General features: G+C 68.4%; 25 protein-coding genes. 10 read left to right on the top strand and 15 right to left on the bottom strand.

Features of this window, described 5'->3' with window-relative positions; genetic code table 11:
• Positions 1–33: 33 nt before the first annotated feature.
• The 9 genes from ACFXKA_RS32590 to ACFXKA_RS32550 all read right to left on the bottom strand — a co-directional run bounded on the left by ACFXKA_RS32590 (position 34) and on the right by ACFXKA_RS32550 (position 8,611).
• Entirely contained in the window at positions 34–1,053 is a 1,020-nt protein-coding gene (locus ACFXKA_RS32590; protein ID WP_379430218.1) for a lysophospholipid acyltransferase family protein, read from the bottom strand.
• On the bottom strand, positions 1,050–2,081 hold the full coding sequence (locus tag ACFXKA_RS32585) for an NAD-dependent epimerase/dehydratase family protein (protein WP_354847164.1): 1,032 nt from the start codon (positions 2,079–2,081) through the stop codon (positions 1,050–1,052). Before ACFXKA_RS32585 ends, ACFXKA_RS32590 begins: the two co-directional genes overlap by 4 nt.
• A gap of 226 nt (positions 2,082–2,307) precedes the next feature.
• On the bottom strand, positions 2,308–2,409 hold the full coding sequence (locus tag ACFXKA_RS32580; protein ID WP_003402602.1) for a 30S ribosomal protein bS22: 102 nt from the start codon (positions 2,407–2,409) through the stop codon (positions 2,308–2,310).
• Positions 2,410–2,601: 192 nt separating this feature from the next.
• On the bottom strand, positions 2,602–2,844 hold the full coding sequence (locus ACFXKA_RS32575; RefSeq protein WP_045437601.1) for a helix-turn-helix domain-containing protein: 243 nt from the start codon (positions 2,842–2,844) through the stop codon (positions 2,602–2,604).
• A gap of 212 nt (positions 2,845–3,056) precedes the next feature.
• Positions 3,057–3,875, bottom strand: a complete 819-nt coding sequence (gene proC / locus ACFXKA_RS32570) for a pyrroline-5-carboxylate reductase (RefSeq protein ID WP_379430217.1) — start codon at positions 3,873–3,875, stop codon at positions 3,057–3,059.
• Positions 3,876–3,958: 83 nt separating this feature from the next.
• Entirely contained in the window at positions 3,959–4,855 is an 897-nt protein-coding gene (locus ACFXKA_RS32565; RefSeq protein WP_379430216.1) for a thioesterase family protein, read from the bottom strand.
• A gap of 99 nt (positions 4,856–4,954) precedes the next feature.
• Positions 4,955–5,875 (bottom strand): sugar phosphate isomerase/epimerase family protein, encoded by a 921-nt coding sequence (locus tag ACFXKA_RS32560; protein WP_379430247.1) that lies wholly within the window; start codon positions 5,873–5,875, stop codon positions 4,955–4,957.
• A 22-nt stretch (positions 5,876–5,897) separates the two neighbouring features.
• A complete protein-coding gene (locus ACFXKA_RS32555) occupies positions 5,898–7,622 on the bottom strand; it encodes a hypothetical protein (protein ID WP_379430215.1) in 1,725 nt (574 codons plus the stop codon).
• Complete coding sequence (locus tag ACFXKA_RS32550; protein WP_354846918.1) at positions 7,619–8,611, bottom strand: Ppx/GppA phosphatase family protein; 993 nt, start codon at positions 8,609–8,611, stop codon at positions 7,619–7,621. Before ACFXKA_RS32550 ends, ACFXKA_RS32555 begins: the two co-directional genes overlap by 4 nt.
• A gap of 65 nt (positions 8,612–8,676) precedes the next feature.
• On the opposite strand from ACFXKA_RS32550, the gene ACFXKA_RS32545 reads away from it, so the two are divergent.
• The 7 genes from ACFXKA_RS32545 to ACFXKA_RS32515 all read left to right on the top strand — a co-directional run bounded on the left by ACFXKA_RS32545 (position 8,677) and on the right by ACFXKA_RS32515 (position 13,551).
• Positions 8,677–9,597 carry a hypothetical protein gene (locus ACFXKA_RS32545; protein WP_379430214.1) on the top strand — a complete coding sequence of 307 codons (921 nt, stop codon included), beginning with the start codon at positions 8,677–8,679 and terminating at the stop codon, positions 9,595–9,597.
• Positions 9,598–9,704: 107 nt separating this feature from the next.
• Positions 9,705–10,541: a hypothetical protein gene (locus ACFXKA_RS32540; RefSeq protein WP_379430213.1), complete on the top strand. Its 837-nt coding sequence runs from the start codon at positions 9,705–9,707 to the stop codon at positions 10,539–10,541.
• 34 nt (positions 10,542–10,575) lie between these two features.
• Positions 10,576–11,202, top strand: a complete 627-nt coding sequence (locus tag ACFXKA_RS32535) for a hypothetical protein (protein ID WP_354846924.1) — start codon at positions 10,576–10,578, stop codon at positions 11,200–11,202.
• Between the two features lie 55 nt (positions 11,203–11,257).
• Complete coding sequence (locus ACFXKA_RS32530) at positions 11,258–11,803, top strand: hypothetical protein (RefSeq protein WP_354846926.1); 546 nt, start codon at positions 11,258–11,260, stop codon at positions 11,801–11,803.
• 177 nt (positions 11,804–11,980) lie between these two features.
• Positions 11,981–12,436: an Ig-like domain-containing protein gene (locus ACFXKA_RS32525; protein ID WP_379430212.1), complete on the top strand. Its 456-nt coding sequence runs from the start codon at positions 11,981–11,983 to the stop codon at positions 12,434–12,436.
• Between the two features lie 22 nt (positions 12,437–12,458).
• Positions 12,459–12,938 carry a hypothetical protein gene (locus ACFXKA_RS32520; protein ID WP_379430211.1) on the top strand — a complete coding sequence of 160 codons (480 nt, stop codon included), beginning with the start codon at positions 12,459–12,461 and terminating at the stop codon, positions 12,936–12,938.
• Between the two features lie 256 nt (positions 12,939–13,194).
• Positions 13,195–13,551 carry a hypothetical protein gene (locus ACFXKA_RS32515; protein ID WP_379430210.1) on the top strand — a complete coding sequence of 119 codons (357 nt, stop codon included), beginning with the start codon at positions 13,195–13,197 and terminating at the stop codon, positions 13,549–13,551.
• 105 nt (positions 13,552–13,656) lie between these two features.
• Here ACFXKA_RS32515 and ACFXKA_RS32510 read toward each other — a convergent pair whose 3' ends face one another.
• From ACFXKA_RS32510 to ACFXKA_RS32500, 3 genes are all read right to left on the bottom strand, one after another.
• Positions 13,657–14,346, bottom strand: coding sequence for a response regulator transcription factor (locus ACFXKA_RS32510; protein ID WP_154790977.1), 690 nt, complete (start codon positions 14,344–14,346; stop codon positions 13,657–13,659).
• The gene (locus tag ACFXKA_RS32505) at positions 14,343–15,593 is read right to left on the bottom strand and encodes a sensor histidine kinase (RefSeq protein ID WP_379389222.1); all 1,251 of its coding nucleotides are present in this window, start codon (positions 15,591–15,593) and stop codon (positions 14,343–14,345) included. Before ACFXKA_RS32505 ends, ACFXKA_RS32510 begins: the two co-directional genes overlap by 4 nt.
• Before the next feature lie 165 nt (positions 15,594–15,758).
• Positions 15,759–16,145 carry a helix-turn-helix domain-containing protein gene (locus tag ACFXKA_RS32500; protein ID WP_354846940.1) on the bottom strand — a complete coding sequence of 129 codons (387 nt, stop codon included), beginning with the start codon at positions 16,143–16,145 and terminating at the stop codon, positions 15,759–15,761.
• Positions 16,146–16,233: 88 nt separating this feature from the next.
• On the opposite strand from ACFXKA_RS32500, the gene ACFXKA_RS32495 reads away from it, so the two are divergent.
• The 3 genes from ACFXKA_RS32495 (at position 16,234) to ACFXKA_RS32485 (ending at position 18,653) form a co-directional block, all read left to right on the top strand.
• On the top strand, positions 16,234–16,929 hold the full coding sequence (locus tag ACFXKA_RS32495; protein ID WP_354846943.1) for an NAD(P)-binding domain-containing protein: 696 nt from the start codon (positions 16,234–16,236) through the stop codon (positions 16,927–16,929).
• Positions 16,930–16,976: 47 nt separating this feature from the next.
• The gene (locus tag ACFXKA_RS32490) at positions 16,977–17,540 is read left to right on the top strand and encodes a TetR/AcrR family transcriptional regulator (RefSeq protein ID WP_379430209.1); all 564 of its coding nucleotides are present in this window, start codon (positions 16,977–16,979) and stop codon (positions 17,538–17,540) included.
• 81 nt (positions 17,541–17,621) lie between these two features.
• On the top strand, positions 17,622–18,653 hold the full coding sequence (locus ACFXKA_RS32485) for a medium chain dehydrogenase/reductase family protein (protein ID WP_379430208.1): 1,032 nt from the start codon (positions 17,622–17,624) through the stop codon (positions 18,651–18,653).
• 87 nt (positions 18,654–18,740) lie between these two features.
• On the opposite strand, the gene ACFXKA_RS32480 is transcribed toward ACFXKA_RS32485, so the two are convergent.
• From ACFXKA_RS32480 to ACFXKA_RS32470, 3 genes are all read right to left on the bottom strand, one after another.
• Entirely contained in the window at positions 18,741–20,789 is a 2,049-nt protein-coding gene (locus tag ACFXKA_RS32480) for a CocE/NonD family hydrolase (RefSeq protein WP_379430207.1), read from the bottom strand.
• A 356-nt stretch (positions 20,790–21,145) separates the two neighbouring features.
• Complete coding sequence (locus ACFXKA_RS32475; protein WP_354846955.1) at positions 21,146–21,883, bottom strand: phosphoglyceromutase; 738 nt, start codon at positions 21,881–21,883, stop codon at positions 21,146–21,148.
• Positions 21,880–22,803, bottom strand: coding sequence for an ROK family protein (locus ACFXKA_RS32470; RefSeq protein ID WP_379430206.1), 924 nt, complete (start codon positions 22,801–22,803; stop codon positions 21,880–21,882). The genes ACFXKA_RS32475 and ACFXKA_RS32470 overlap by 4 nt, the downstream gene beginning before the upstream one ends.
• Positions 22,804–22,915 lie beyond the last annotated feature (112 nt).

Genomic DNA, 22,915 nt, shown 5'->3' with positions numbered 1-22,915 from the left:
GGAGCGGGCCGGTCGCAAATATGTGCGAGAAACCTAGCCGGTGAACGGGTTCCGGCGTTTGATCAGATTCTTGTACAGCGTCCCCTGAATGGTTTCGCGGACCTGATCGGTGACTTCGAACATCGTCATCGGATCATCCGCATCCGCCGGTTCGTATCCGGCGGTCGAAATCGGTTCGCCGAATTCGATGTACCACTTCGACGGGAAGGGAATGGCACCGAGCGGACCCAGATGCGGAAACAGCGGCGTCACCGGGAAATACGGGATACCGAGCAGGCGGGCCAGCGGCTTCAGATCGGCCAGTTTCGGATAGATCTCCTCCGAACCGACAATGGAGCACGGAATGATCGGCACGCCGGTGCGCACCGCCGCCGACACGAAACCGCCACGGCCGAAACGCTGCAGCTTGTACCGGTCCGAATACGGCTTGCCGATGCCCTTGTAGCCCTCGGGGAACACGCCCGCGACTTCGCCCGCGCGCAACAGCCTTTCGGCGTCCGCCGGGCAGGCCAGGGTGTGCCCGGCCTTGCGGGCCAGCCCGCCGACGATCGGCGTCTCGAAGATCAGATCCGCGGCCAGGATGCGCAGCGCCCGCTGCTTGGGGTGCCGGTCGTGCACGGCCAGCTGCAGCATCAGCCCGTCCAGCGGCACCGTGCCCGCGTGATTGGCCACGATGAGCGCCCCGCCCACCTCCGGAATGTTCTCGATGCCCGACACCTCGACCCGGAACCACAGGTCCGACAGCGGGCGCAGCATCGGGAGGATCACCGATTCGAGAAGGTGCTCGTCCAAACCGAATTCGTCGACGTGGTAATCGCCGGTCAGGCGGCGGCGCGCGAAGTCGGCGGTGAAGCGGACCCCGTCCGCGACGGTCCCCCGGATCAGGTCGCCCAGCGACTTGGGCTGGCGCGCTTCGGCGTCGGCGAGCCGATCGGTCAGCGAGGTTACCGGGGTGAGTGCCGGTTCCCCCACCGGCCACGCCCGGGACGGCCGGCTGTGCCGCGTCTCGAAATCCACGTCGTGAAGTCGAATCACCTTCGCTACATCACTCATTGGTGTGCTCCCGTCCCGGCCCCGAGCAGGCCGAGAAGTTTGTTTTCTGCGGCGTCGATCCACGTGGGATCGATCACGGGCCGCAACGCTGCGCCCCCTATGAAGTCGTCGAACGCCTGCACCGTGGTCCAGCGCGGCTGGAAGCCCAGTTCGGTGCGCATCCGGGTGGTGTCGAGACCACACCCGAAATGGAAGTAGTCGATCTGCTCCGCGGTGAACTCCCGCATGACCGGGCCCATCACGGTCCGCCCGACGGTGCGGAAAACCGCGTACGGAACCGGCAATTCGACCCGCCCGGCCCGGCGGATCGCCTGCGACAGCGCCATCGCGCCGTCACCGGCCACATTGAAGGTCCCGCCCGGAGCCGTCATGGCCCCGTGGACGAGGGCGGCGATGCCGTCCTCCTCGTGCAGCAGCTGCATGCGCGGATCACGCCCGAGGATGGTCGGGGTGATCGGCGAACGGAAGTACTGCACACCGCGTTTGGCCAGTTGCGGCCCCACGATCGGTGGAAAGCGCAGAATGGCCGCCGAGATATCCGGCCGCCGCCGGGCCAGCCCGCGGACGAAGCCCTCCACCTCGATCATGTCCCGGGCGAACCAGCCGCGCGGCGGTGTGCGCGCGCTCATCTCCTCGGTGAATTTCACCGGGTCCTTGGCACTGCACCCGTAGACGGCGGAGGAGGACCGCACCACCACCCGCCGCACACTGGAAGCCTTGCGGCACACCGCGAACAACTGCATGGCGCCCAGGACGTTCATGTCCTTCATGGCGGCCCGGCCGCCGCCCGAGGGCGGGCGCGACAGTGCCGCGGGATGCACCACCGTATCCACCTGATTTCCGTCGATAACCTTGCGGATCAACGGATTACGAATATCGGCGCGCACGAATTCGGCGCGGCCCATACGGCGCAGCAGCTCCCGGCTGGGCTGTTTGGCGTCCACGGCGATGACGCGTTCGACAGCCGGGTCGGCCGCCAGCCGGGCCACCACATTGCCGCCGAAGAACCGGCTCGCACCGGTCACCATCACCACCCTGGGCGCCTGCCCGTCCCGAGTCCCTGCCACTCCGGATCCCACTCGCAGCCCCCATGTCTTGAATATCGCCGCTGTGTTATTCCCGCGCTCCCAGAGTAACCGGCGAGTAGGGACCATCCGAAGGGTATTAACCAGGATCTAACGATGACTTCAATCACCTGTGAAAAACGAAAGCCCGTCACCTGAGGTGACGGGCTTCCAGCTACGACGCAGCGGCTTACTTGCCGAGTTTGCGCCGCTGAACACGCGTGCGGCGAAGCAGCTTGCGGTGCTTCTTCTTCGACATGCGCTTGCGGCGCTTCTTGATCACAGAACCCATAGGGTTGTTCCTCGCGTTCTCTCGGGTCATCCCCGCTTCCGCGGGGTGCACACTGTCTGACCCTGCACAGTCCCTACCCGATACGGGCCGAATGGACCCGGCGGCACCACCGGCACGTACAGGATGCCGGTCCATGCTACCGGGCCACTCTCCGGCGAACGAAACGGGTGGCCGATCGGTTATCCGGGTGTACTACCCCGCGTCGAAGTAGGACGTCTCCAGATAGTCGTGCACCGCCTTGGCGTGTACCCGGAAGGAACGCCCCACCCGCACCGCGGGCAGCTCTCCCGAATGCACCAACCGGTACACCGTCATTTTGGATACCCGCATCAGATTCGCGACCTCGGCGACGGTGAGGAACTGAGTTCCGCCGCCGATGACGGATCCTGCATTGATTGGGCTGTTTCCGGACCTCGCTTGGCTGTTTCCAGACATCATTGCGCCACTGACCTCCGGCACGTCCGCGCCGCCGGCTTCCCCACCGGCGGAACAGACACGCACGTGCTCCTTGAAGCTTAGCGGGACCAGTGGGATTGCTGCGACGGGTGTGAGAAATCAGCCTTTGCTATGGCGAGTCGGCCTTCGGCAGCAAACTAGCAACCGAGCAGTATTGGAATGCGGGGAGCGCACTCGCCGCACCTTCAACGTTAGTCCGCGATCGCGCCGAGTTCGGCGGAACGGCGTTTTGCGGCGTCCAATGCATCGTGGAAAGCCGAGCGCACCGCACCCCGCTCCAGCGCCCGCAGGCCCGCCGCGGTGGTGCCCGCGGGCGAGGTGACGGCCGCACGCAATTCCGGAGCAGACTGCCCCGACTCCTCGAGCAGGGCCGCCGAACCGAGCATCGTCTGCGTCACCAGCTGGGCGGCCACATCGCGGCTCAGACCCAGGCCCACCGAGGCGTCGATCATGGCCTCGACGATCAGGAAGAAGTACGCCGGACCCGAACCGGACACCGCGGTGACGGCATCCATCTGCGACTCGGCGACCGTCACCACCTTGCCCACCGACTCCAGCATCTCGGTGACCAGGACCAGCTGCTCCTTGCGGGCGTAGCGGCCGGGCGCGATGGCGCTCATGCCCTGGCCCACCAGCATCGGCGTGTTCGACATGACCCGCACGACCGGGAAGCCGGCGGGCAGCCGGGACTCCATGCGCGCGGTCGGCACGCCGGCGGCCAGCGACACCAGCACCTGATCGTGGTCGTCGCCCAGTTCGGCCTTGCCCAGTTCGGCGACCACGGCGTCCACATCGTTCGGCTTCACCGCGATCACGATGAGGTCCGCGGACTTGGCGGCATCGGCGATGTCGTCGGTGGCGCGAATCCCGAACCGGTCGGCCAGCATTTCGGCCCGCGCCGGCACCGGCTCCACGACAACCAGATCCTTGTTCGCCCGCCCGGACTCGAGCAGACCGGCGATCAACGCCTCCCCGATCCGACCCCCACCGATAACCGCAATCCTCGTCATGGAAGTCAAGGCTAGCTGTCCCGCCTCTCCGAGCCTTCAGCGCACAGCCGGGGGCCGAAGGCCACCGAGCGCGGCGGGCGGGGTCAGCGGGGTTGGGGAATGAGGGCCAGTTGGCGACTCTGGGCGACGATGGCGCCCGTCGAGTCGATGACGAGCTGGTCCTCGTCGAACATGCGGTTGCCGACCTCGCGGCTGTGGGCGATGACGCGGAGCCAGCCGGGGGCCGGGCGGCGGCGCAGGTAGGTGGTGAGCTGAACCGTGGGGGCCCAGCCGAAGTGGCCGAGGTTCATGGGGACCGGGGGGCTCATGTCGGCGGCCATCAGGGCGAAGAAGGCGGCGACGTCGGGGTCCTGCTCGTCGCCCTCGAAGGGGCGGATCCAGAGACGCAGGCGCGGTTCGGATTTCTCGCCGGCGAGGAAGCGGGCCCAGGCCGGGTCGATGGCGACCGAGGAGCCCTGGGCGACATGGACGATCTTGCCCATGGGGTTGCGCTCGTCATAGGCGAGGGCGTCGGCGGGCGGTTCCGCGGGCATGTCGCCGGCGTGGTCGGCGGCGTACTGCGGGACGGCGTCGTCGAGGTGGCCGAAGGTGAAGGCGGTGTGCACCAGGGTGCGGCCGTCCTGGATCAGGCCGGCGTCGATGAGGGCGATCTGGCGGCCCAGCTTGCGGGTGCGGACCTCGTACTCGACCTCGCCGGGGACGGGCGCGCCGAGGAAGTCGGTGCTGGCCGAGATGGGGAACATGGCGGCCTGCGCGGGCGCGGTGCGGCGCAGCCATTCGGTGGCGGCGGCCGCGCTGCCGGCGACCATGGTGCCGCCGTGCAGTTTGTCGCCGATGGTCCAGGTGGGTTCGATCAGGCCCGCGTAGCGGCCGAGCCCGGGAGTCTCCGTCTCGACCTCGGTCAGCGCGCAGACGCGACTGAACGGCGCGTTCGCCAGTTCGCTCGCCGATTCGAGATCGACGGTCAACTCCGTTGTCATCCGCTGTCCTTCCACTGTCGCGGTTTGTACAGCGTAAACGGACCGTCTGGTCATTCCGGCCCAGCGGTGGGATGAATCACGCAACCCTCGCCGAGGCTCTCAGCCGCGGTGGGCGACGGTCGGCTCGGGGGTGGGGGCGGGGGTGAAGGGGTTGAGGTGGGTGCGGGCGAAGGTGAGCGCCCGGTTGAGCATGGCGGCCCGGTCCATGGTGGTGCGGGCCATCTGGGTGTTCACCTCGATGACGGCCTGGCCGTCGAAACCGTTGTGCACCAGCATGTCGCAGAGTTCGGCCACCGGCTGGGTGCCCTCGCCCGGGATCAGGTGCTCGTCGGTGGCGGCGCCGCGGCCGTCGGCCAGGTGCAGGTGGGTGAGGCCGGCGCCCATGCGGCCCGCCAGGATGCGCGGATCCACGCCCGCGGTGGCGGTGTGGGAGGTGTCGAGGGTGTAGTGCCGGAAACCGACGTCGGTGGGGTCGAAGGAGGGGCTGAAGGTGGTGATGGAGGGGCCGGGGCCGCCGCGGCGCTGCAGCCGCTCGATCGAGCTGCCGCGGAACAGGGTGTCGGCGCGCATCGGGAACATGTTCTCCACGGCCACCGCGACCGGGCTCGAATCCTCCAGTTCGGCAACCTGTTTCGCGAAGCCGTCGGCGTAGCGGCGCTGCCAGCGGAAGGGCGGGTGCACCACCACGGTGGCCGCGCCCAGCGCCTCGGCGGTGTGCACGCTGCGGGTGAGTTTCGCGATCGGGTCCGACCCCCACACCCGTTGCGAGATCAGCAGGCACGGCGCGTGCACCGCCAGCACCGGCACGTCGTATTTGTGCGCGAGATGCTGCACGGTCGAAATGGACTGGCTGGCGGGCTCGGCCCACACCATGAGTTCCACGCCGTCGTATCCGAGTTCGGCCGCGTAACGGAAGGCGGCCTCGGTGTTCTCCGGATACACCGATGCGGTCGAGAGCCCGACCCGGACTTCCTTTCGCCCCGCCCGGTCCTCGGTGCTCGCCCCCTGCGCTTGCACGATGTTCCCCACTGCTGCTCCCTGCTCAGTTCGTACTGAGTAGAAAGGCTAGCGGTCCGAGCGTCACGAAGACGCCTACGACGACGGCAATCACAGTGCTGAAGATGTCATCGGTGCGGCGCAGTACCCGCACCAGCGCGACCAGGCCGAGAATCACGATCATGGCCAGGGCCAGAGCCACCCACGGGAGCATTTCCCACATGCGTTCGAAGCCCTTGAACAGCAACATGCCCGCGACCGCGGCGCCCACACTCTGGCCCGCGATCATCAGCCATTGCCGGCGATGCTCATCGTCGTCGGAGCGGGCCGCGGCGCGCGAGCGGGCCGGGGCGCCGCGGGTGCTCCTGCTCTTGCTCTTGCGGGCGAAGGAGCCGGCCTTCTGCGTGAGCGCGGAAAGCCGTCCGCCCAGCGACGTCTCGGGCTCGTCGTCGTCATAGTCGTCGTAGTCGTCGAACGGCTCGTAGAAATCGGTGAGGTGGTCGTCGGGCTCCGGCTCGGGCGCCACCGCACGGCCGCGCCCGCCGCCGGGACGTTTGCCGGCATTTCGCGAATTCCGTTCCGCGCGTTGATCGTCGCGCTGCTGGGCGTCGCGGAGCAGATCACCCGCCACCGATTCCCCGGAGAGCAGCTGCTGATCGGAGGCGGCCAGCGACGACCACGCGGCGGTCGGCACCGCGGCCTGATCCTGGCGGTCGCGGACGGGATCGGCGTCGGGTCGTCGGTGCGCGGACCATTCCGGAAGCCCGTTGGCCGCGCCGTGGTCGACGCCGCCGCGGCGGTCGACGGCCGGGCCCTGGGGGGCATTCTGGACCTGCGATTCCGCGTGCCGGCGCGCCGAGCGCGACATGGGCGGCGCGGCGGGCGCGGCCTGCGGCGGCTCGAAGTGCGGCCGATCCTGCCCGGGGGTGCGCGGTAGCGGTTCGGGTCCCGGCACCGGCGACCACGCGGGGGCGGCCGGCTGGAACTGGGTGCGGGCCGGGTCGCCGAAGGGCGGCTGGTCCTCGTACGGCGGCCGGTCGTCGAAGGGCTCGCGGACCGCGGGGTTGAACTGGGTGCGTGCGCCCCCGTCGGCGGGCCGGCCGGTGTCGCCGCGGAACGGACGCACCTCGTCGGTGTTCTCGTCGTCCGGGTCGTAGCGGCGCCGGCGACCGCCCTCGCGCGGCGCGGCGGGCGGGGCGGGAGATTCGATGTCCGGCAACCGGCCCAGCGCGACATCGGAGTCCAGCGGGTCCGGCTTGCGGCGGCGGCCGCCGCTCGGGCGGGCCTCCGGTAGCGGGTTCTCGGTCGGCGGCCAGTCCAGACCGGCGGACCAGTCCTGGGACGGCTCCGGTAGGGACGGTGGCTGCGGGGCGGGGGCCAGCGGGTCGTAGTACGAGATCGGCCCGGAGAGCGGCGAATACGCGGGGTCCGGATCGGGTACCGCGTCGTACTGTGAATAGTCCGGCTTGCCCGATGCGGCGGCTACCAGGTCCGAATAATCCGGAAAGCTTGAATAATCAGGATGATTCGAGAAGTTCGAAGAGTTTGAATAGTCCGATTCGATCGGGGCGGGCTCGGCCACGTCCTCGTCGGGCGCGGCGTGCGAGGACGATCCCGCGCTCACCACCGGGATATCGCCGGTCAGTTCCGCGACGGAAATGCCACGGCCGCTTCGACGTCTGCGCCCGCCGCCGCCGGCGGGGGCCCCACTCTGCTGGCCGTTCCGCGCCAGCAGCTCGGCGACGGACAGCTGGCTTGAATCCTCGGTCATCGAGACACCGTTTCGATCGGGCCCGACAGGCCGTTGTCGGGGCCGCCGGTAATCGGTTCGCTATCCAGGTCGGTATCCAGTTTGCGCAAGATCAATCCCTCTCGCAGTGCCCAGGGACAGATTTCGAGCGTGTCCAGGGACAGAGCCCGCATACTCGCCTCCGCGACCAGCGCACCGGCCACCAGTTGCTGTGACCGATCAGAACTTACGCCTTCCAATTCTGCCCGGTCGGCGGCCGTCATTCTCGATATGAACGCAATCAGCTGCCGCAGGCCGGAACTGGTGAGAGTACGCCGCACCCGGGGTCCCGCAACAGAGGGGGCGGCGCCGGTCAGCCGGGCCAGCGAGCGGAAGGTCTTGGAGGTGCCCACCGCCAGATCCGGGCGGCCCACCTCGAGCAGCTGCTTGCTGGGCAGCACGAGCTCGGCGTCGAGCCAGTCGCGCAGCACCGCGACCCGCCGCTTGCCCGGCGGATCGTGGCGCAGCCAGTCGCGGGTCAGCCGGCCGGCGCCCAGTTGCAGCGACAGCGCCACGTCCGGCACCTCGTCCGCACCGTTGCTCATCTCGAGCGAGCCGCCGCCGATGTCCAGATTCAGCATCCGCCCGGCGCTCCAGCCGTACCAGCGCCGCACCGCGAGGAAGGTGTGTCTAGCCTCATCGACACCGGTGAGCACCTTCAGATTGACTCCGGTCTCGCGCCGCACCCGGGCCAGCACCTCGTCGGAGTTGGTGGCCTCGCGGACCGCGGAGGTGGCGAACGCCATCAGCTCCACACAGCCGGAAGTCTTTGCGATACTTGCGAATTCGGCTACCGTCGCGGTGAGCCGCGCCGCGCCCGCGGAGGTGATCCGGCCCTGGTCGTCCATGTTCTCGGACAGCCGCAGGGCCGACTTCGTCGAACTCATAGGCATCGGGTGTCCACCACGATGCGCGTCCACCACGAGCAGGTGGACGGTATTGCTTCCCACATCGAGTACACCGAGCCGCACAAGAACACGGTACTGGGTGCGTCCGGACTTCTGGCCAGGCGACTGAGCTGTTAGCGTTCCGCATTGTGACAGCAGGTGCATCGGCGAGCGGACCGACCGGGCTGCGACCAGCGGCGAAGATCGACCCGGCGCCCGAAGTTGAACTCGACTTCCCGCGGGAGTGGATCGAATTCGTCGATCCAGCAAATGATGAGCATTTGATCGCGGCCGATCTGACCTGGCTGCTCTCGCGCTGGACCTGCGTTTTCGGCACTCCGGCGTGTCAGGGCATCATCGACGGCCGGGAGAACGACGGCTGCTGCTCGCACGGCGCGTTCCTCTCCGACGAGGAGGACGGCAAGAAGCTGCACCAGGCTGTGAAAATGCTCACACCCGAGGACTGGCAGCTGATGGACAAGGCCGTCGACGAGAAGGGCCGGGTCCGCAAGAAGATGTATCTGGAAGAGGACGACCTCGACGACGAACCCGCTCTGCGCACCCGGCGGGTGGACGGCGCCTGCATCTTCCTCAACCGGCCCGGCTTCGCCGGGGGCATCGGCTGCGCGCTGCACACCATGGCGCTGCGCAAGGGCCTGGAGCCGCTCACCGTGAAGCCGGAAGTGTGCTGGCAGCTGCCCATCCGCCGCACCCAGGAATGGGTGGACCGGCCGGACGGGGTGGAGATCCTGCGCACCGTGATCACCGAGTACGACCGCCGCGGCTGGGGTCCCGGCGGCCTGGATCTGAACTGGTACTGCACCGGTTCGCCGGATGCGCACGTCGGCACCCGCCCGGTGTGGGAGGCTTACGCGCCCGAGCTGATCGAGCTGATCGGCAAGCCGGCCTACGACGAGCTGGCGCGGCACTGCAAGCGCCGTCAGGGCCTGGGCATCGTGGCGGTGCATCCGGCCACGGCCATCGCGGAGGAGAAGGCCGCCGAGGCCGCGAAGCGGGAGGCCACGTCCGCGAAGAAGGCGGCCCGCAAGGCTAAGTCCGCGCAGCAATAGCGGAGAACTAGCCAGTAATTTTCTGAAATCACACAATTTCACATTGCCGCTCCCTTACTGTGCGACGGACCCCTATCCACATGGGTCGCAGCACAGGAGTACGCATAGTGAGCAAAATCCCCTTGGGCGGCCGCCATCTCGGCATCGGTCTCGCCGGGCTGGCCATCGCGACGGGCGCAGTCACCGTTCTGGCCACACACGAAGCCCCCGCCGCCCACGCCTCGGTCGACTCGGTTTCCATCTCGGGATCGAACTGGACCGTCGGCACCAGCTATACCCTCAGCGCCAACCTCTCCGGCGCCTCCGTCGGCCTGCTCGTCTACTGGAGCGACAACGGCAGCAGCCTCACCCCCGTCGGCAAGGTCCCGTGGCCCCCCGGCCATGCCAGCCTCGACTGGACCCCCAAAACCCCAGGGCAGCACGTCATCACCTGCTCGCAGGGCAGCACCACCCAGACCCTGATCGTGAACGTCGGCGACGGCACCACCACCACGACCGTCCCGCCGACCACCACCACGACGGTCCCGCCGACCACCACGACCACGGTCCCGCCGACCACCACCACGGTGCCACCGACCACGACCACCACGGTCCCGCCCACGACCACCACTGAACCGCCGACCACCACAACAGTGCCGCCGACGACCACCACGGTGCCGCCGACGACCACCACCGAACCGCCGACGACCACAACGGTGCCGCCGACGACGACCACCGAACCGCCCACCACCACAACGGTTCCCCCGACCACCACCGTGCCGCCGACCACCACGACCGAACCGCCCACCACCACAACGGTTCCGCCGACGACGACCACGGCACCGCCGACCACCACCACTGAACCGCCCACCACCACAACGGTTCCCCCGACCACCACGACCACCCCCGGCGGCGGTGGCGGCGGTGGCACCGGCAGCGCCAACGGGCTGCCCTTCGGTCTCTGATCGAGACCAATTCCCCTGAAATCCAGGAGTTTTCATGAGAATTACCCCCATGGGGCGCGGCCTCGGCGCGGGTCTGGCCGGGCTGGCCATCGCGACCGGTGCGGTCACCGTCCTGACCACGCACGAGGCTCCGGCCGCGCACGCCAGCGTCGACTCGGTGTCCATCTCGGGATCGAACTGGACCGTCGGCACCAGCTATACCCTCAGCGCCAACCTCTCCGGCGCGTCGGTCGGCCTGCTCGTCTACTGGAGTGACAACGGCAGCAGCCTGACCCCGGTCGGCAAGGTCCCGTGGCCCCCCGGCCACGCCAGCCTGGACTGGACCCCGAGCACCCCGGGCCAGCACATCATCACCTGTTCGCAGGGCAGCACCACCCAGACCCTGATCGTGAACGTCGGCGACGGCACCACCACCACGACCGTGCCGCCGACCACCACGACCACGGTCCCGCCGACCACGACCACGACGGTGCCGCCCACCACTACGACCACGGTGCCGCCGACCACCACCACCACGGTGCCGCCCACCACGACCACCACGGTCCCGCCCACGACCACCACCACGGTCCCGCCGACCACCACGACGTCGCCGGGCAACGGCGGCACCGGCAGCAGCGGCGGCGGCACCGGCAGCGCCAATGGCCTGCCCTTCGGGCTCTGACCCGATTCCCATCCCAATTCCCTTGGGGCACACCATGAGAAGCACAGGAGTACCCATGCGCAGCAAACCTTCGGGCCGCGTGGTCGGGGCCGGACTGGCCGGCGTCACGGTCGCGGCTGCCGCCGCGGTCGCGGTGGTCATGTCGCCGACCGCGAGCGCGACCGTCGACGTGATCACCATTTCCAGCGCCACGCCCACCGTCGGCGGCGACTACACCCTGCACGCGTCCCTGTCGGGCGCGTCGGTCGGCCTGCTCGTCTACTGGAGCGACAACGGCGCCAGCCTGACTCCGGTCGGCAAGGTCCCGTGGCCCCCGGGTGAGGCCAGCCTGGACTGGTCGCCGTCCACCCCCGGCCAGCACATCATCACGGCCTCGCAGGGCAACAGCACCCAGACCCTGGTCGTGAATGTCGGCACCGGTTCCGGCGGGACGACCACGACCACGCCGCCGACCACGACCACCACCACGCCGCCCACCAGTAACCCGACCACCACCACGCCGGGCAGCGGCGGCACGGGCAGCAATGGCACGGGCAGCGCGAGCGGCAGCGCGGGCACCCTGGTCGGCGGACTGCTGCGCGGGCTGTTCGGCAGCAGCTAGCAACCACCCGATTCGGGTACGGCGTGACGGGTTTTCCGGTGGGGCCCGTCACGCCCACCAGCACCAAGCGGACGCTTGCTTGATTATTTTTTCGAAATAGCCACGCTTCACACATCCGGTCCCTTAGGGTGCGGAAGCCCGCACATCTCCCCGTGGGGCAGCACAGGAGAGCAACACATGCGCAACACACCACCGAGAATCAGCGCGCGCCGAGCCGGCGTGGGGATCACCGGCTTCGCCGCCCTCGCCGCCGCGGCCGTGGTCGCGGCCCCCGCGTCCCTGGCCGCGGTCGACACGGTCAGCATCGACCAGTCGAACCCGGTGGTCGACAAGGCATACACCATCTCGGCCACCCTCAGCGGCGCCTCGATCGGCCTGCTCGTGTACTTCAGTGACAACGGCAACGAGATCGGCCCGCCCAAGATCCCGTCCCCGCCCGGACACGCCTCGATCAGCTGGCGGCCCACCACCAGCGGACAGCACATCATCACCGCGTCCCAGGGCCCCAACAGCCAGTCGATCGTCGTGCAGGTGGCCGACGCACCGCTCGGCTCGGGCTCCAGCAGCACCGGCAGCGGCTTCGGGCCCGCCGGCCCGCTCGGCAGCGGCAGCAGCGGCACCACGCCGAACTAGCAAGCGAGACAGGACTTTCCGCATGAGCACCATTCGTGCATCGAAATCAGCCCGCCGGATCGGCGCGGGCGTCGCGGGTCTCGTGACCACCGCCGCCGTCGCCGTACTGGCCGCGCCGCAGGCCGCCGCCACGGTCGACTCGGTCGCTATCTCCGGCAGCGCCCCGTACACCATCAACACCGGCTACACCCTCACCGCCAACCTCAGCGGCGCGGGCATCGGCCTGCTCGTCTACTGGTCGGACAACGGCGCCAGCCTCACCCCGGCCGGCAAGGTGCCGTGGCCGATCGGCTACTCCAGCATCGACTGGAAGCCCACCACCGCGGGCCAGCACATGATCACCGCCTCGCAGGGCGGCAACACCAAGACCATCATCGTGAACGTGACCGATCCGTCCCAGCCGGGCGGTGGCGGTGGCACCGGCGCTGGCGGCGGGACCGGCAGCGCGGGTTCGGCGCTGGGCGGCCTGCTCGGCGGGCTGACCGGCAGCGCCGGCTCGTAGCGCACCGGTTTCGTGCCCGCCGTCACATCGCGGCGGGCGCGACTGTCCCGAGCCCGGCCCGCGTCGTTATGTGACGCGATCGCGGGTGGCCGGGAGGTGAACAGCCGATGCGGCCGGGCGACAAACGAATCAGGCTGCGCAGAAGTATATTTCGCATCCCACCCGGTCCGATGACCTCGGGAAGTGAATAGCCCGAAGTATGCGCGACATCGTTCCGCTATTGCGAATTCACCGGAGCGTGTTAGACATCCTGGCCATGATCAAGAAAACTCTCGCCGTCACTGCGCTGGCCGCAGGTGCCGTTCTCGCCATCGCGCCGCAGGCGTTCGCCGACAACGCCGACCCCAATGTGTACAGCGATCGCACCGCCGACTTCGTCGCGTACAACGATCCCGCCGTCTTGAGCGCCAAGGATGCCGGCAAGCAGATCATCGTCAGCCCGTACGGCACCAGCCACACCATCGCGTGCAAGGGCAATGGCGCCGACGTGCCGTGGTACGGCTGCATGCAGCAGGACAACCCGGGCCTGGGCTGGATCATTCTGGACAAGCAGGAGCTGCCGGGCCTCGGCCCCGCGTGGGTCGACAGCATGAAGAACGACCCCAACGCCTGAGCACCGAAGACTGCCGGGGGGCGTTCGAAGGACTTGGTCGGGAGTAAGCCGAACCCGCCCGCTTCGCGAATTCGAAGCGGGCGGGTTCTTTGTCGTCCGGGTGGGCTACGCCTCGAGCTTGTAGCCCAGGCCGCGCACGGTGACCAGGTGTTCCGGCTTGGCCGGGTCGGCCTCGATCTTCGAGCGCAGGCGCTTGACGTGCACGTCGAGGGTCTTGGTGTCGCCGACGTAGTCGGCGCCCCAGACGCGGTCGATGAGCTGTCCGCGGGTGAGCACGCGACCCGAATTGCGCAGCAGGTATTCGAGCAGGTCGAACTCCTTGAGCGGCAGGGTCACCGCCTTGCCGTTCACCTGGACGGTGTGGCGGTCCACGTCCATGCGCACCGGGCCGGCCTCCAGCACGCTGGTCTCGCTGCCGTTGTCGGGTTCCTCGCCGGCGCCGCGGCGCAGCACGGCCCGGATGCGGGCGATCAGCTCGCGCGAGGAATAGGGCTTGGTGACGTAGTCATCGGCGCCCAGTTCCAGGCCGACCACCTTGTCGATCTCGCTGTCGCGCGCGGTCACCATGATCACCGGGACACTGCCGCGAGCGCGCAGTTGCTTGCACACGTCGGTGCCGCTCATGCCGGGGAGCATGAGATCGAGCAGGACGATGTCCGCGCCGGAACGGTCGAACTCGGCCAGGGCGGCCGGGCCGTCACCCACCACGGTGACCTCGAACCCCTCCTTGCGCAGCAGGAACGCGAGCGGATCGGCCAGCGACTCCTCGTCCTCGACGATCAGCACACTCGTCATCGGGTTGCCTCCACACCGTTGGTTCTGGCCCGCCCGAGGGGGCGCGAGCCGTTTTCCTTCTTGGCCACCGGAACACCGGTGGCAAGTCTCTTGTCGACCTGCCCGTTGGAATCGGCAGGGTGGGCCGGGATACGCAGGGTGAACGTCGATCCGGTGCCCAGTTTGCTCCACAGGGTGATCTCACCGTTGTGGTTGGCGGCCACATGCTTGACGATAGCCAGCCCGAGGCCGGTACCGCCGGTGGCACGCGAGCGCGCCTTGTCGGCCCGGAAGAAACGCTCGAAGACGCGCTCCTGGTCCTCCTTGGAGATGCCGATGCCGCGATCGGTGACCGCGATATTGACGTAGCCGCCGCGCAGCGCCCGGCTCACCGACACGTGCGAGCCGCGCGGGGAGTAGGCGATGGCGTTCTCGACCAGGTTGGACAGGGCGGTCACCAGCAGGGTCTGGTCGCCGAGCACCTCGAGGCCGCTGGTGGCGTCGGTGGAGACGGTGATGCCCGCGGCCTCGGCCACGTTGCGGGAGCGCTCGATGGCCTGGGTGACGACGGTGTCGACGTCGACGGCTTCCAGTTCCGGCAGCCGTTCCGCGCCCTGCAGGCGGGACAGTGCGATGAGCTCGGTCACCATCTTGCCCATGCGGCGGGCCTCGCCGTGCAGGCGTTCCCCGAAGTGCCGCACCGAGTCCGGATCGTCGGCGGATTCCAGCAACGCCTCGGCCAACAGGCTCATGGCGCCGACCGGGGTCTTGAGCTCATGGCTCACATTGGCGACGAAGTCGCGGCGGGTGGCCTCCATGCGGGCCTGCTCGGAGTCGTCGTCCGCGAACAGGACCACGAAGTTCGTGTTCTCCTGCGAGAGCGGCCGAGCAACTCCTCGGACAGCGAGGCGGGCGCGGCCCGGCATGGGGATCTTGGCGGTGAGTTCGAAATCGACATCCTGGCCGCCGGCCAGCACCTGTTCCACCGCTGCCCAGGCACGCTCGTCGAGCAGGCGGTCGTGGACGACGCCCAGCTCCTCGGCGCGCGGGTTCACCAGCACCACGTCCCGGTACTGGTCCACCACGGCGATGCCGGACTCGGAGGCGAGCACGATCAGGTCCAGGACCTGGGACATGGTCAGCCCGGTGTCGGTGGCGGCGCGCAGGCGCTCCTGGCGAGCGTTCACATACGGAATGAGCAGTCCTCCGACGGCCAGTCCGACTACGGCCGCCAGGACTGCCAAAAGCACGGCCTGTGGAACGCTCACACTTTGAATCGTACGGTCGCCGACGCGGGGTCAAACCCCGGGTGCTGGAAGTTTCACGCAGGTCATGGGCACTTCCATCCTCGTTAGCCCGGCGTTTACGCAATGTTCGGTCAGCGTGTCTCGACCGCTGAGCGCCCTTGCGGCAACCACTTTCGCGATCGCGGATCAGTCCTCGGCGTCGCCGTAGAGGGCGGTGCGGACGGTGTCCCCGTGGCGGTCCGCCCACTCTCCCAGCGCGAAGATGGGGATGAGCAGATCCGCGCCCGCCGGAGTCAGCGAATACTCCACGCGCGGTGGGGATTCCGCATATCGGCGACGTTCCAGCAATCCCATCCGCTCCATGCGCCGCAGCGTCTGGGTGAGCATCTTCTGACTGATGCCGCCGATCGCCCGCCGCAATTCCACCGGCCGCATCGGGCCCTCGCGGAGTGTGTAAACGATCACAGTCAGCCACGAATTGCCGAACACGTCCACGGCCAGCCGCGCGGGGCAATCGGATTCGAGCCCGCCGTACTCCGCGAATTCCACCGGTTCGATGATCTCGGCCGTCATGCATCCAGCCTGCCACCGTCATTGGGCACCCGGGAGTGCGCATCGGAATCCCTAGCGTCGATTGCGCAAGCCAGACCAAGGAGTTCACATGCGAATCGGAATCATCGGAGCCGGACAGATGGCCCGCGCCCTCGGCGGCGGCTGGGCCGCGGCCGGACACGAAATCGCGCTCGGTGCACGCACTTCGGCCCGCGCCGACGAGGCAGTCGCTGTCATCGGCCACGGCGCACGAGCCACCACCATCACCGACGCCGCTCGCTTCGGCGACATCACACTGCTGGCCGTCCCGGTCGACGCCCTCGCCGAGGTGCTCGCCGCGGCGAACTCGGAGGACGCGACAGGGGTGGGTGCGGCGGACGGAACCGACGGACGGCATGCCCTGGCGGGCCGCACGCTGATCGACTGCACGAATGCCTTCGCTCCCGACAGCGGAGGGTTCACCCTCTCCGAACCCGCTGTCGCGGAACGGATCGCGGACACTGTGCCCGGAGCACGTGTGGTGAAGGCGTTCAATCTGCTTGCGGCCGAGGTCTGGGCGGGCCCCCACCGCGAGTTCGAGGGCCGCCCCCTGACCGTTCCGCTGTGCGGCGACGACCCGAACGCCATGGCGACGGTGGCCGCCCTGGCCACAGACCTGAAGCTGCATCCGGTCCACGCGGGCGGCCTCGCCCAGGCCCGATACCTCGAAGCGACTTCGGCTTTCGTCGTCGGCCTCTGGTTCGCGGGCCATGACGCCCGAGCCATGTTCCCGCCCTTGGAGTCCGCCTTCGCCGCTGCCGATTAGGCCGGTGGGCTTGCGGGAAAACGGAGAGTGAGTGTACGGTCACTCACATGAACAGGCGCGGGATCGCACTCTCGACTTCGGACATTCGGCGGGAAGCCGTGCTGGACGCGGCCATCACCGAATTCGCCAAGACCGGATTCCATGGGACCCCGATCAACACCGTCGCCGCGACGGCCGGGATCTCCCCCGCGTACGTGTTCAAACTGTTCCCCAGCAAGGTGGAGTTGTTCGTCGCCGCGCTGGACCGGTGTTTCGAGCGGGTCGAGGGGGCACTGGCCACTGGAGCCGCCCGGACACCGGGCGGCGATCCGGAGCGGGTGCTGCACGAAATGGGCGGGGCCTACGCCGAATTGATCGCGGACAAGAGCCTGCTCATGCTGCAGGTGCACGCCCTGTCCGCGGCCGATACGCCCGATATCGCCGCGGCCCTGCGCCGCGGCCTCCAGCGCATTACCGACTTCGCCGAAACCCGTTCCGGCGCAACGGGTGAGCAGGTGCAGCACTTCATGGCCCACGGACAGCTGTGCCACCTGATCACCACTCTCGGCCTGGATGCCGGCGAGGGCGCCTGGGCCGCCACCCTGACCGCGGGAATCCGCCACTTCAACTGACCTTCACACGCCCTCCGACGAGGGCGTTTTCTTTCAACCACAGAGTGATTGACCAATCACACACCTGAGAGGGACAGGCCGATGTCGAACATCATCGCCACCGAGGTAGTGCTGCCGGGACGCGTCGAGCCGGAGGGACTGACCGTCACCGACCGCGAATTGCCGCCGCCGGGCAGCGGCGAGGCGCTGGTCCGCATGGAGGCGACGGGCGTGTCCTTCGCCGAACAGCAGATGCGGCGCGGCAAGTACTACGACCAGCCGGCGTTTCCATTCGTGCCCGGCTACGACATCGTCGGCGAGGTGATCGCGGTCGGAGCCGGGGTCGATCCGGCCCTGGTCGGCCGCCGGGTCGCTGCGCTGACCAAGATCGGCGGCTGGAGCAGTCACCTCACGGTGCCCGCGGGCGATCTGGTGCCGGTACCCGACGGACTGGCGGCGGACGTGGCGGAAACCTTCGTCGTCAATGGCATCACCGCCTGGCAGATGCTGCACCGGAAGGCGAAAGCCCGTGCGGGGCAGACGATTCTGGTGCACGGCGCGAACGGCGGTGTCGGCTCGACGCTGGTGCAGCTGGCGCGCGCCGCCGGGATCCGGGTGATCGGGACGGCGTCGGCACGCAATGCGGACGCGGTGGCCGCGCTCGGCGCACTGCCGGTGGACTATCGCGGGGACGTGGCGGCCCAGGTGCGGGCGCTCGCGCCGAACGGGGTGGATGCCGTCTTCGATCATCTCGGCGGTCCCGGCATCGTGGACTCCTTCGCATTGCTGGCGCCCGGCGGCACCCTCGTCTCCTACGGCAGCGCGGCCACCAAGAACGAGGAGGGCGATTCCCGGCTGCCGGTGCTGAAGCTGTTCGCCCGGCTGCTGTGGTGGAACGCGCTGCCCAACGGGCGGAATGCGTCCTTCTACAACATCTGGGCCGGACGCCGCCGGCTCGCCCGGTTCCGGGCCCAGCTCGCCGCCGACCTCGGCGCGGTGCTCGATCTCGCGGAGCGCGGCGTGCTGCACCCCCAGATCGCGGCCCGAATCCCGTTGCGGGAGGCCGCACGGGCGCTCACCCTCGCCGAATCCGGCACCGTCACCGGCAAAGTCGTCATCGTCGGCGAAGCCTGAACCTCGGCACCGATGCGGGCGAAAAGCAAAACCCCGGGTGTGCACGCCGTTGTGCGCACCCGGGGCTTCGATCCCGGAGGGACGGATTCACCAGCCGGTGTTACCGCGGACCGGGATGTTCACGAAGCTCGGACGGTCGGGGTCGAGCTGGAGGTGTTCGGGCTTCAGACCGGTGTCGATGAGCATCGGCAGGATGGGCAGGCCCTTGGGGAAGTTGCCGGCGAAGACGTCGACGCGCAGGCGGTGGCCCGGCTGCAGGACGGCCTGGGTGCCGCCGAGGGCGATGTCGAGGGTGGTGGCCTCGCCGGGGACGGTCTCCTCGCGCTTGTCCAGGGAGGTGAAGGCGCGCGGGTCGGTGTAGTCGCCGTTGGCGGAGCGACTGCTGTTGGCCTCGTCGACCTGGCGCAGCGAGGCCATGAGCTCGCCGGAGGTCAGCACGGTCGACTGGCCGTCGGGGGCGACGTCGTTGACGGTGACGGTCCAGTAGCCGTCGGCGGCGTCCTGAACGGTGTTGAGGTGCACCGCGATCGGGCCCGAGACAATGGTGGCCTCGACCACCGGCGCGCTGGTGAAGGTGAGCGCGTTGGTCTCGGCGATGCGGGAGTCCTTGGCGCAGGCGTCGACCAGGTTCAGGATGCCCGCGGTGGCCTGGGCCGCGTCATTGGAGCAGACGGTGGACAGGCCGGGCGCGACGGTGAGCCGGTCGGTGTCGCCATTGGCGTCCGCGGTGAGCGAGCCGTCGTAGCGGCTGTTCGCGGTGCCGGAGCGCTGCGACGAGAGGTACATGCGGCGGTAGTCGGCGGCCTCGGAAACCGGTGCGGTCGGCCCGAATCCGCCCTGGGTGGTCCAGCCGCCACCCTGCTGCTTCAGGGTCACCGGACCGTACTGATCGATGCCGTTGTCGATGCCCTTGAGCCACTTGTCGAACCAGGCGCGCTGCAGCACGTCCAGTCGCGGCGGCGCCCCGACCCGGTTGACATCCGCACCCGAGGTGACGTGGTAGGTGTTGCCCATGAGCAGCTGCTTCTGGCCGGGCGGCAGCGGAATCTGGTTGTAGATCTTGGATTCCGAGTAGGTGAACAGATCGTGCCAGCCGCCGGTCACGAAGGTCGGCACCTGGATCTTGGCCGGGTCGCCCAGCCACTCCTGGCGTTCCTGGCTGAAGCCGTTGAGCATGTCCTTGACGCGCGGGTCGATGCTGTTCATGTCCGTGCTGGTGTAGGCCGACATGAGCACGTCGAGGTAGCCGAACGGATCGTTGACGCGATCCTGCAGCCATGTGAAGTCGAAGGCGCCGTGGGCGATCGAGGCCAGGTCCGGCACCCACTTGAGGCCGTTGACGGCGCTCAGCCACAACGGAATGAAGTTGAAGCCGAAGCCGCCGCCGGGCGCGAGCACGTCGTCGATGAGGTCGCTGCCGGGCACGATGGGGAAGATGGCCTTCAGCGCGGGCGGCTGCTTCTCGGCGGCCTGCACCTGGTTGATGGCCGAGTAGGACAGGCCGTTCATGCCGATGCGGCCATTACTGAAGCCCTGTTTGGACGCCCAGTCGATGACCTCGACGGTGTCCTGCTGTTCGCGGCCGCGCAGCATGTCCCACTCACCCTGCGAGAAGCCGGTGCCGCGCACGTCCACGACGACCTGCGTGTACCCGGACCTGATGAGCTGGCGGTCGACGGAGAAGTTGCGGAGTTCGCCGTTGCCCGCCGCGTTCAGCAGTTCACCGAAGCCGGTGAGCGGAGTGCCGTCGAGGTGGATGTTGCGGAAGACGTCGAGGAGCGCGTCGGACAGGCCGGGGATGGAGAAGGCGCTGTCGGCGACGTTCGACACCAGCTTGGTGTAGGGCGTCATATTGACGACGGTCGGCGTCGGGCTGTCGATGGGATGACCGGCGGCGTCGGCCGGGTGGTAGACATTGGCCTTCAGGACGGTGCCGTCACTCATGGTGATCGGGACGTCCCAGTCGATGAAGACGTTGGGGTACTGCTGCTGCCCGTCCTCGGTGGTGGTCCATTCGGCGCCCGCGGCACCGCCGTCGGGGCCGGTGGGGATGGCGGCATCGGCGGTGATGCCGGCAACAGGCAGGAGCAGAGCGGCCGCGGCGGCCGAGACCGTGGCCCGTAGCGCGTGCTTCATCGAACGTGATCTACCTCTCGCAAATGGTCGAACGCCCAGCAGCATATCTACTGCGAAGTAAGTTGCAAACCCCGGTTACAGACACCTATTTAAACTGGCAACGCTTCGGCAAATTCCTTTGCGAGACAGGGAAATACCCTACGCTCACGTAGTGAGACGCGGATCACAGTAGCGGATAAGACATTCCGATCGAGGCTTCGACGCGAAAACCTCGCCGGAAATGAAAAACGCGCCGTGACCGGATAATCCCGGTCACAGCGCGAGTTTCGTTTCGAATTACTTGCCGCCCTGGCTGGTTACTTGCCGCCCTGGCTGGTTACTTGCCGCCCTGGCTGGTTACTTGCCGCCCTGGCTGGTTACTTGCCGCCCTGGCCGGCCACGGCGGCGGCGCCCGCCGCGGCGGCCTCGGGGTCGAGGTATTCGCCCTTGCCGATCGGCCGCAGGTTCTCGTCCAGCTCGTACTTGAGCGGGATACCGGTGGGGATGTTCAGCTCGGAAATCTCCTCGTCCGAGATGTTCTCCAGGTGCTTCACCAGGGCGCGCAGCGAATTACCGTGCGCGGCAACGAGAACCGTCTTGCCCGAGCGCACATCGGCCGCGATGGTGTCCTCCCAGTAGGGAACCATGCGGGCCACGACGTCCTTGAGGCACTCGGTGCGCGGCACCTCGATGCCGGCGTAGCGCGGGTCGCCGTCCTGGCTGTACTCGCTGTCCACCTCGATCGGCGGCGGCGGAGTGTCGTAGCTGCGGCGCCACAGCATGAACTGGTCGTTGCCGTACTGCTCCTTGATCTCCGCCTTGTTCTTGCCCTGCAGCGCGCCGTAATGGCGCTCGTTCAGGCGCCAGTCGCGGACCACCGGAATCCAGTGCCGGTCGCAGGCGTCGAGGGCATTGTTGGCGGTGCTGATGGCACGGCGCAGCAACGAGGTGTAGACGATATCCGGCAGAATCCCGTGCTCGGCGAGCAATTCACCGGCACGCTTGCCTTCCGCGACACCCTTGTCGGTGAGACGAACGTCCACCCAACCGGTGAACAGGTTCAGGGCATTCCATTCGCTCTCGCCGTGGCGCAGCAACACGAGGGTGTACGTCATGGGCTCATCCTCCCACGCGGGGTTTCGCCTGCATTCGCGGCCCCGAGCGCGAGAATCGCGGCACCCTGCAGGGTGGCCTGATCGGTCAATTCGGACGGCACCACGCGCAGTCCGCGCAGGAACTTCAGTCGCGCGTGCGCCGCGGCGGCGGTCCGCAGCGGACCCCACAGCGGTTCGCCGGATTGCGCGAAACCGCCCCCGATGACCACCAGATCGGTGTCGAGCAAAGCGGCGGCCGAGGCGACAGCCGTCCCGATCGCGGTGCCCGCCCGCTCGAGGGCGGCCACCGCGATCGGCTCCCCCGCGTGCGCCGCGGCCGCGAGCTCCACCCCGGTCGTTCCGGTCCAGCCCTGCCGCCGCGCCCAGCGCACCGAGGATTTGCCACTCGCCACGGCTTCCACACAACCGAATCCACCGCACGCGCAGGGCTCGTCCTGACCGGGCACGACAATATGACCGACGTGCCCGCCATTTCCGGTGCGTCCCATGACAACCCGGTCATCGGAGATGATGCCGCCACCAATCCCTGACGAAACGGTCATGGCGAGCATATTCGGCACCCCGCGCGCAGCCCCGAACCGCTGCTCGGCCAGCACCAGGCACACACCGTCGATGGCGAACCGAATCTCGGCCTCCGGAAACAGTTTCCGCACCGCATCCACGATCGGAAATCCCTCGGCCCACTCCGGAATATTGAGCGGCCCGCAAACTCCGGCACCCACATCCACCGGCCCGGCCGACCCGATACCGACCGCACTGATTCGGGCATCCCCGGCAACATCGGTCAGCAATGCCCGGCAGGCGTCCCACACCCCGGATTCCGGCACCGCGATCCGCCGCGGATCCCCGGCCACCCCATCCGAATCCACGGTCGCCGCAGCGAATTTGGTCGCTCCGATATCCAGCGCTAATACCGTCATCGCCGACCGCCTCCTGTGCGCTTCCGTGTTCCGATGGCCCGGCCGATTGTCGCGCACGGAGCTCGTTCTCCGTATGCCGAGGTGACGACTGATTTCGTAACGGTCGGGGTGA

This window comes from Nocardia sp. NPDC059228 (assembly GCF_042754245.1).
In the GTDB taxonomy this organism is placed as follows: Bacteria; Actinomycetota; Actinomycetes; order Mycobacteriales; family Mycobacteriaceae; genus Nocardia.
The sequence above is the reverse complement of the archived record's forward strand: the minus strand, read 5'-3'. Positions and strand labels throughout refer to the sequence as shown.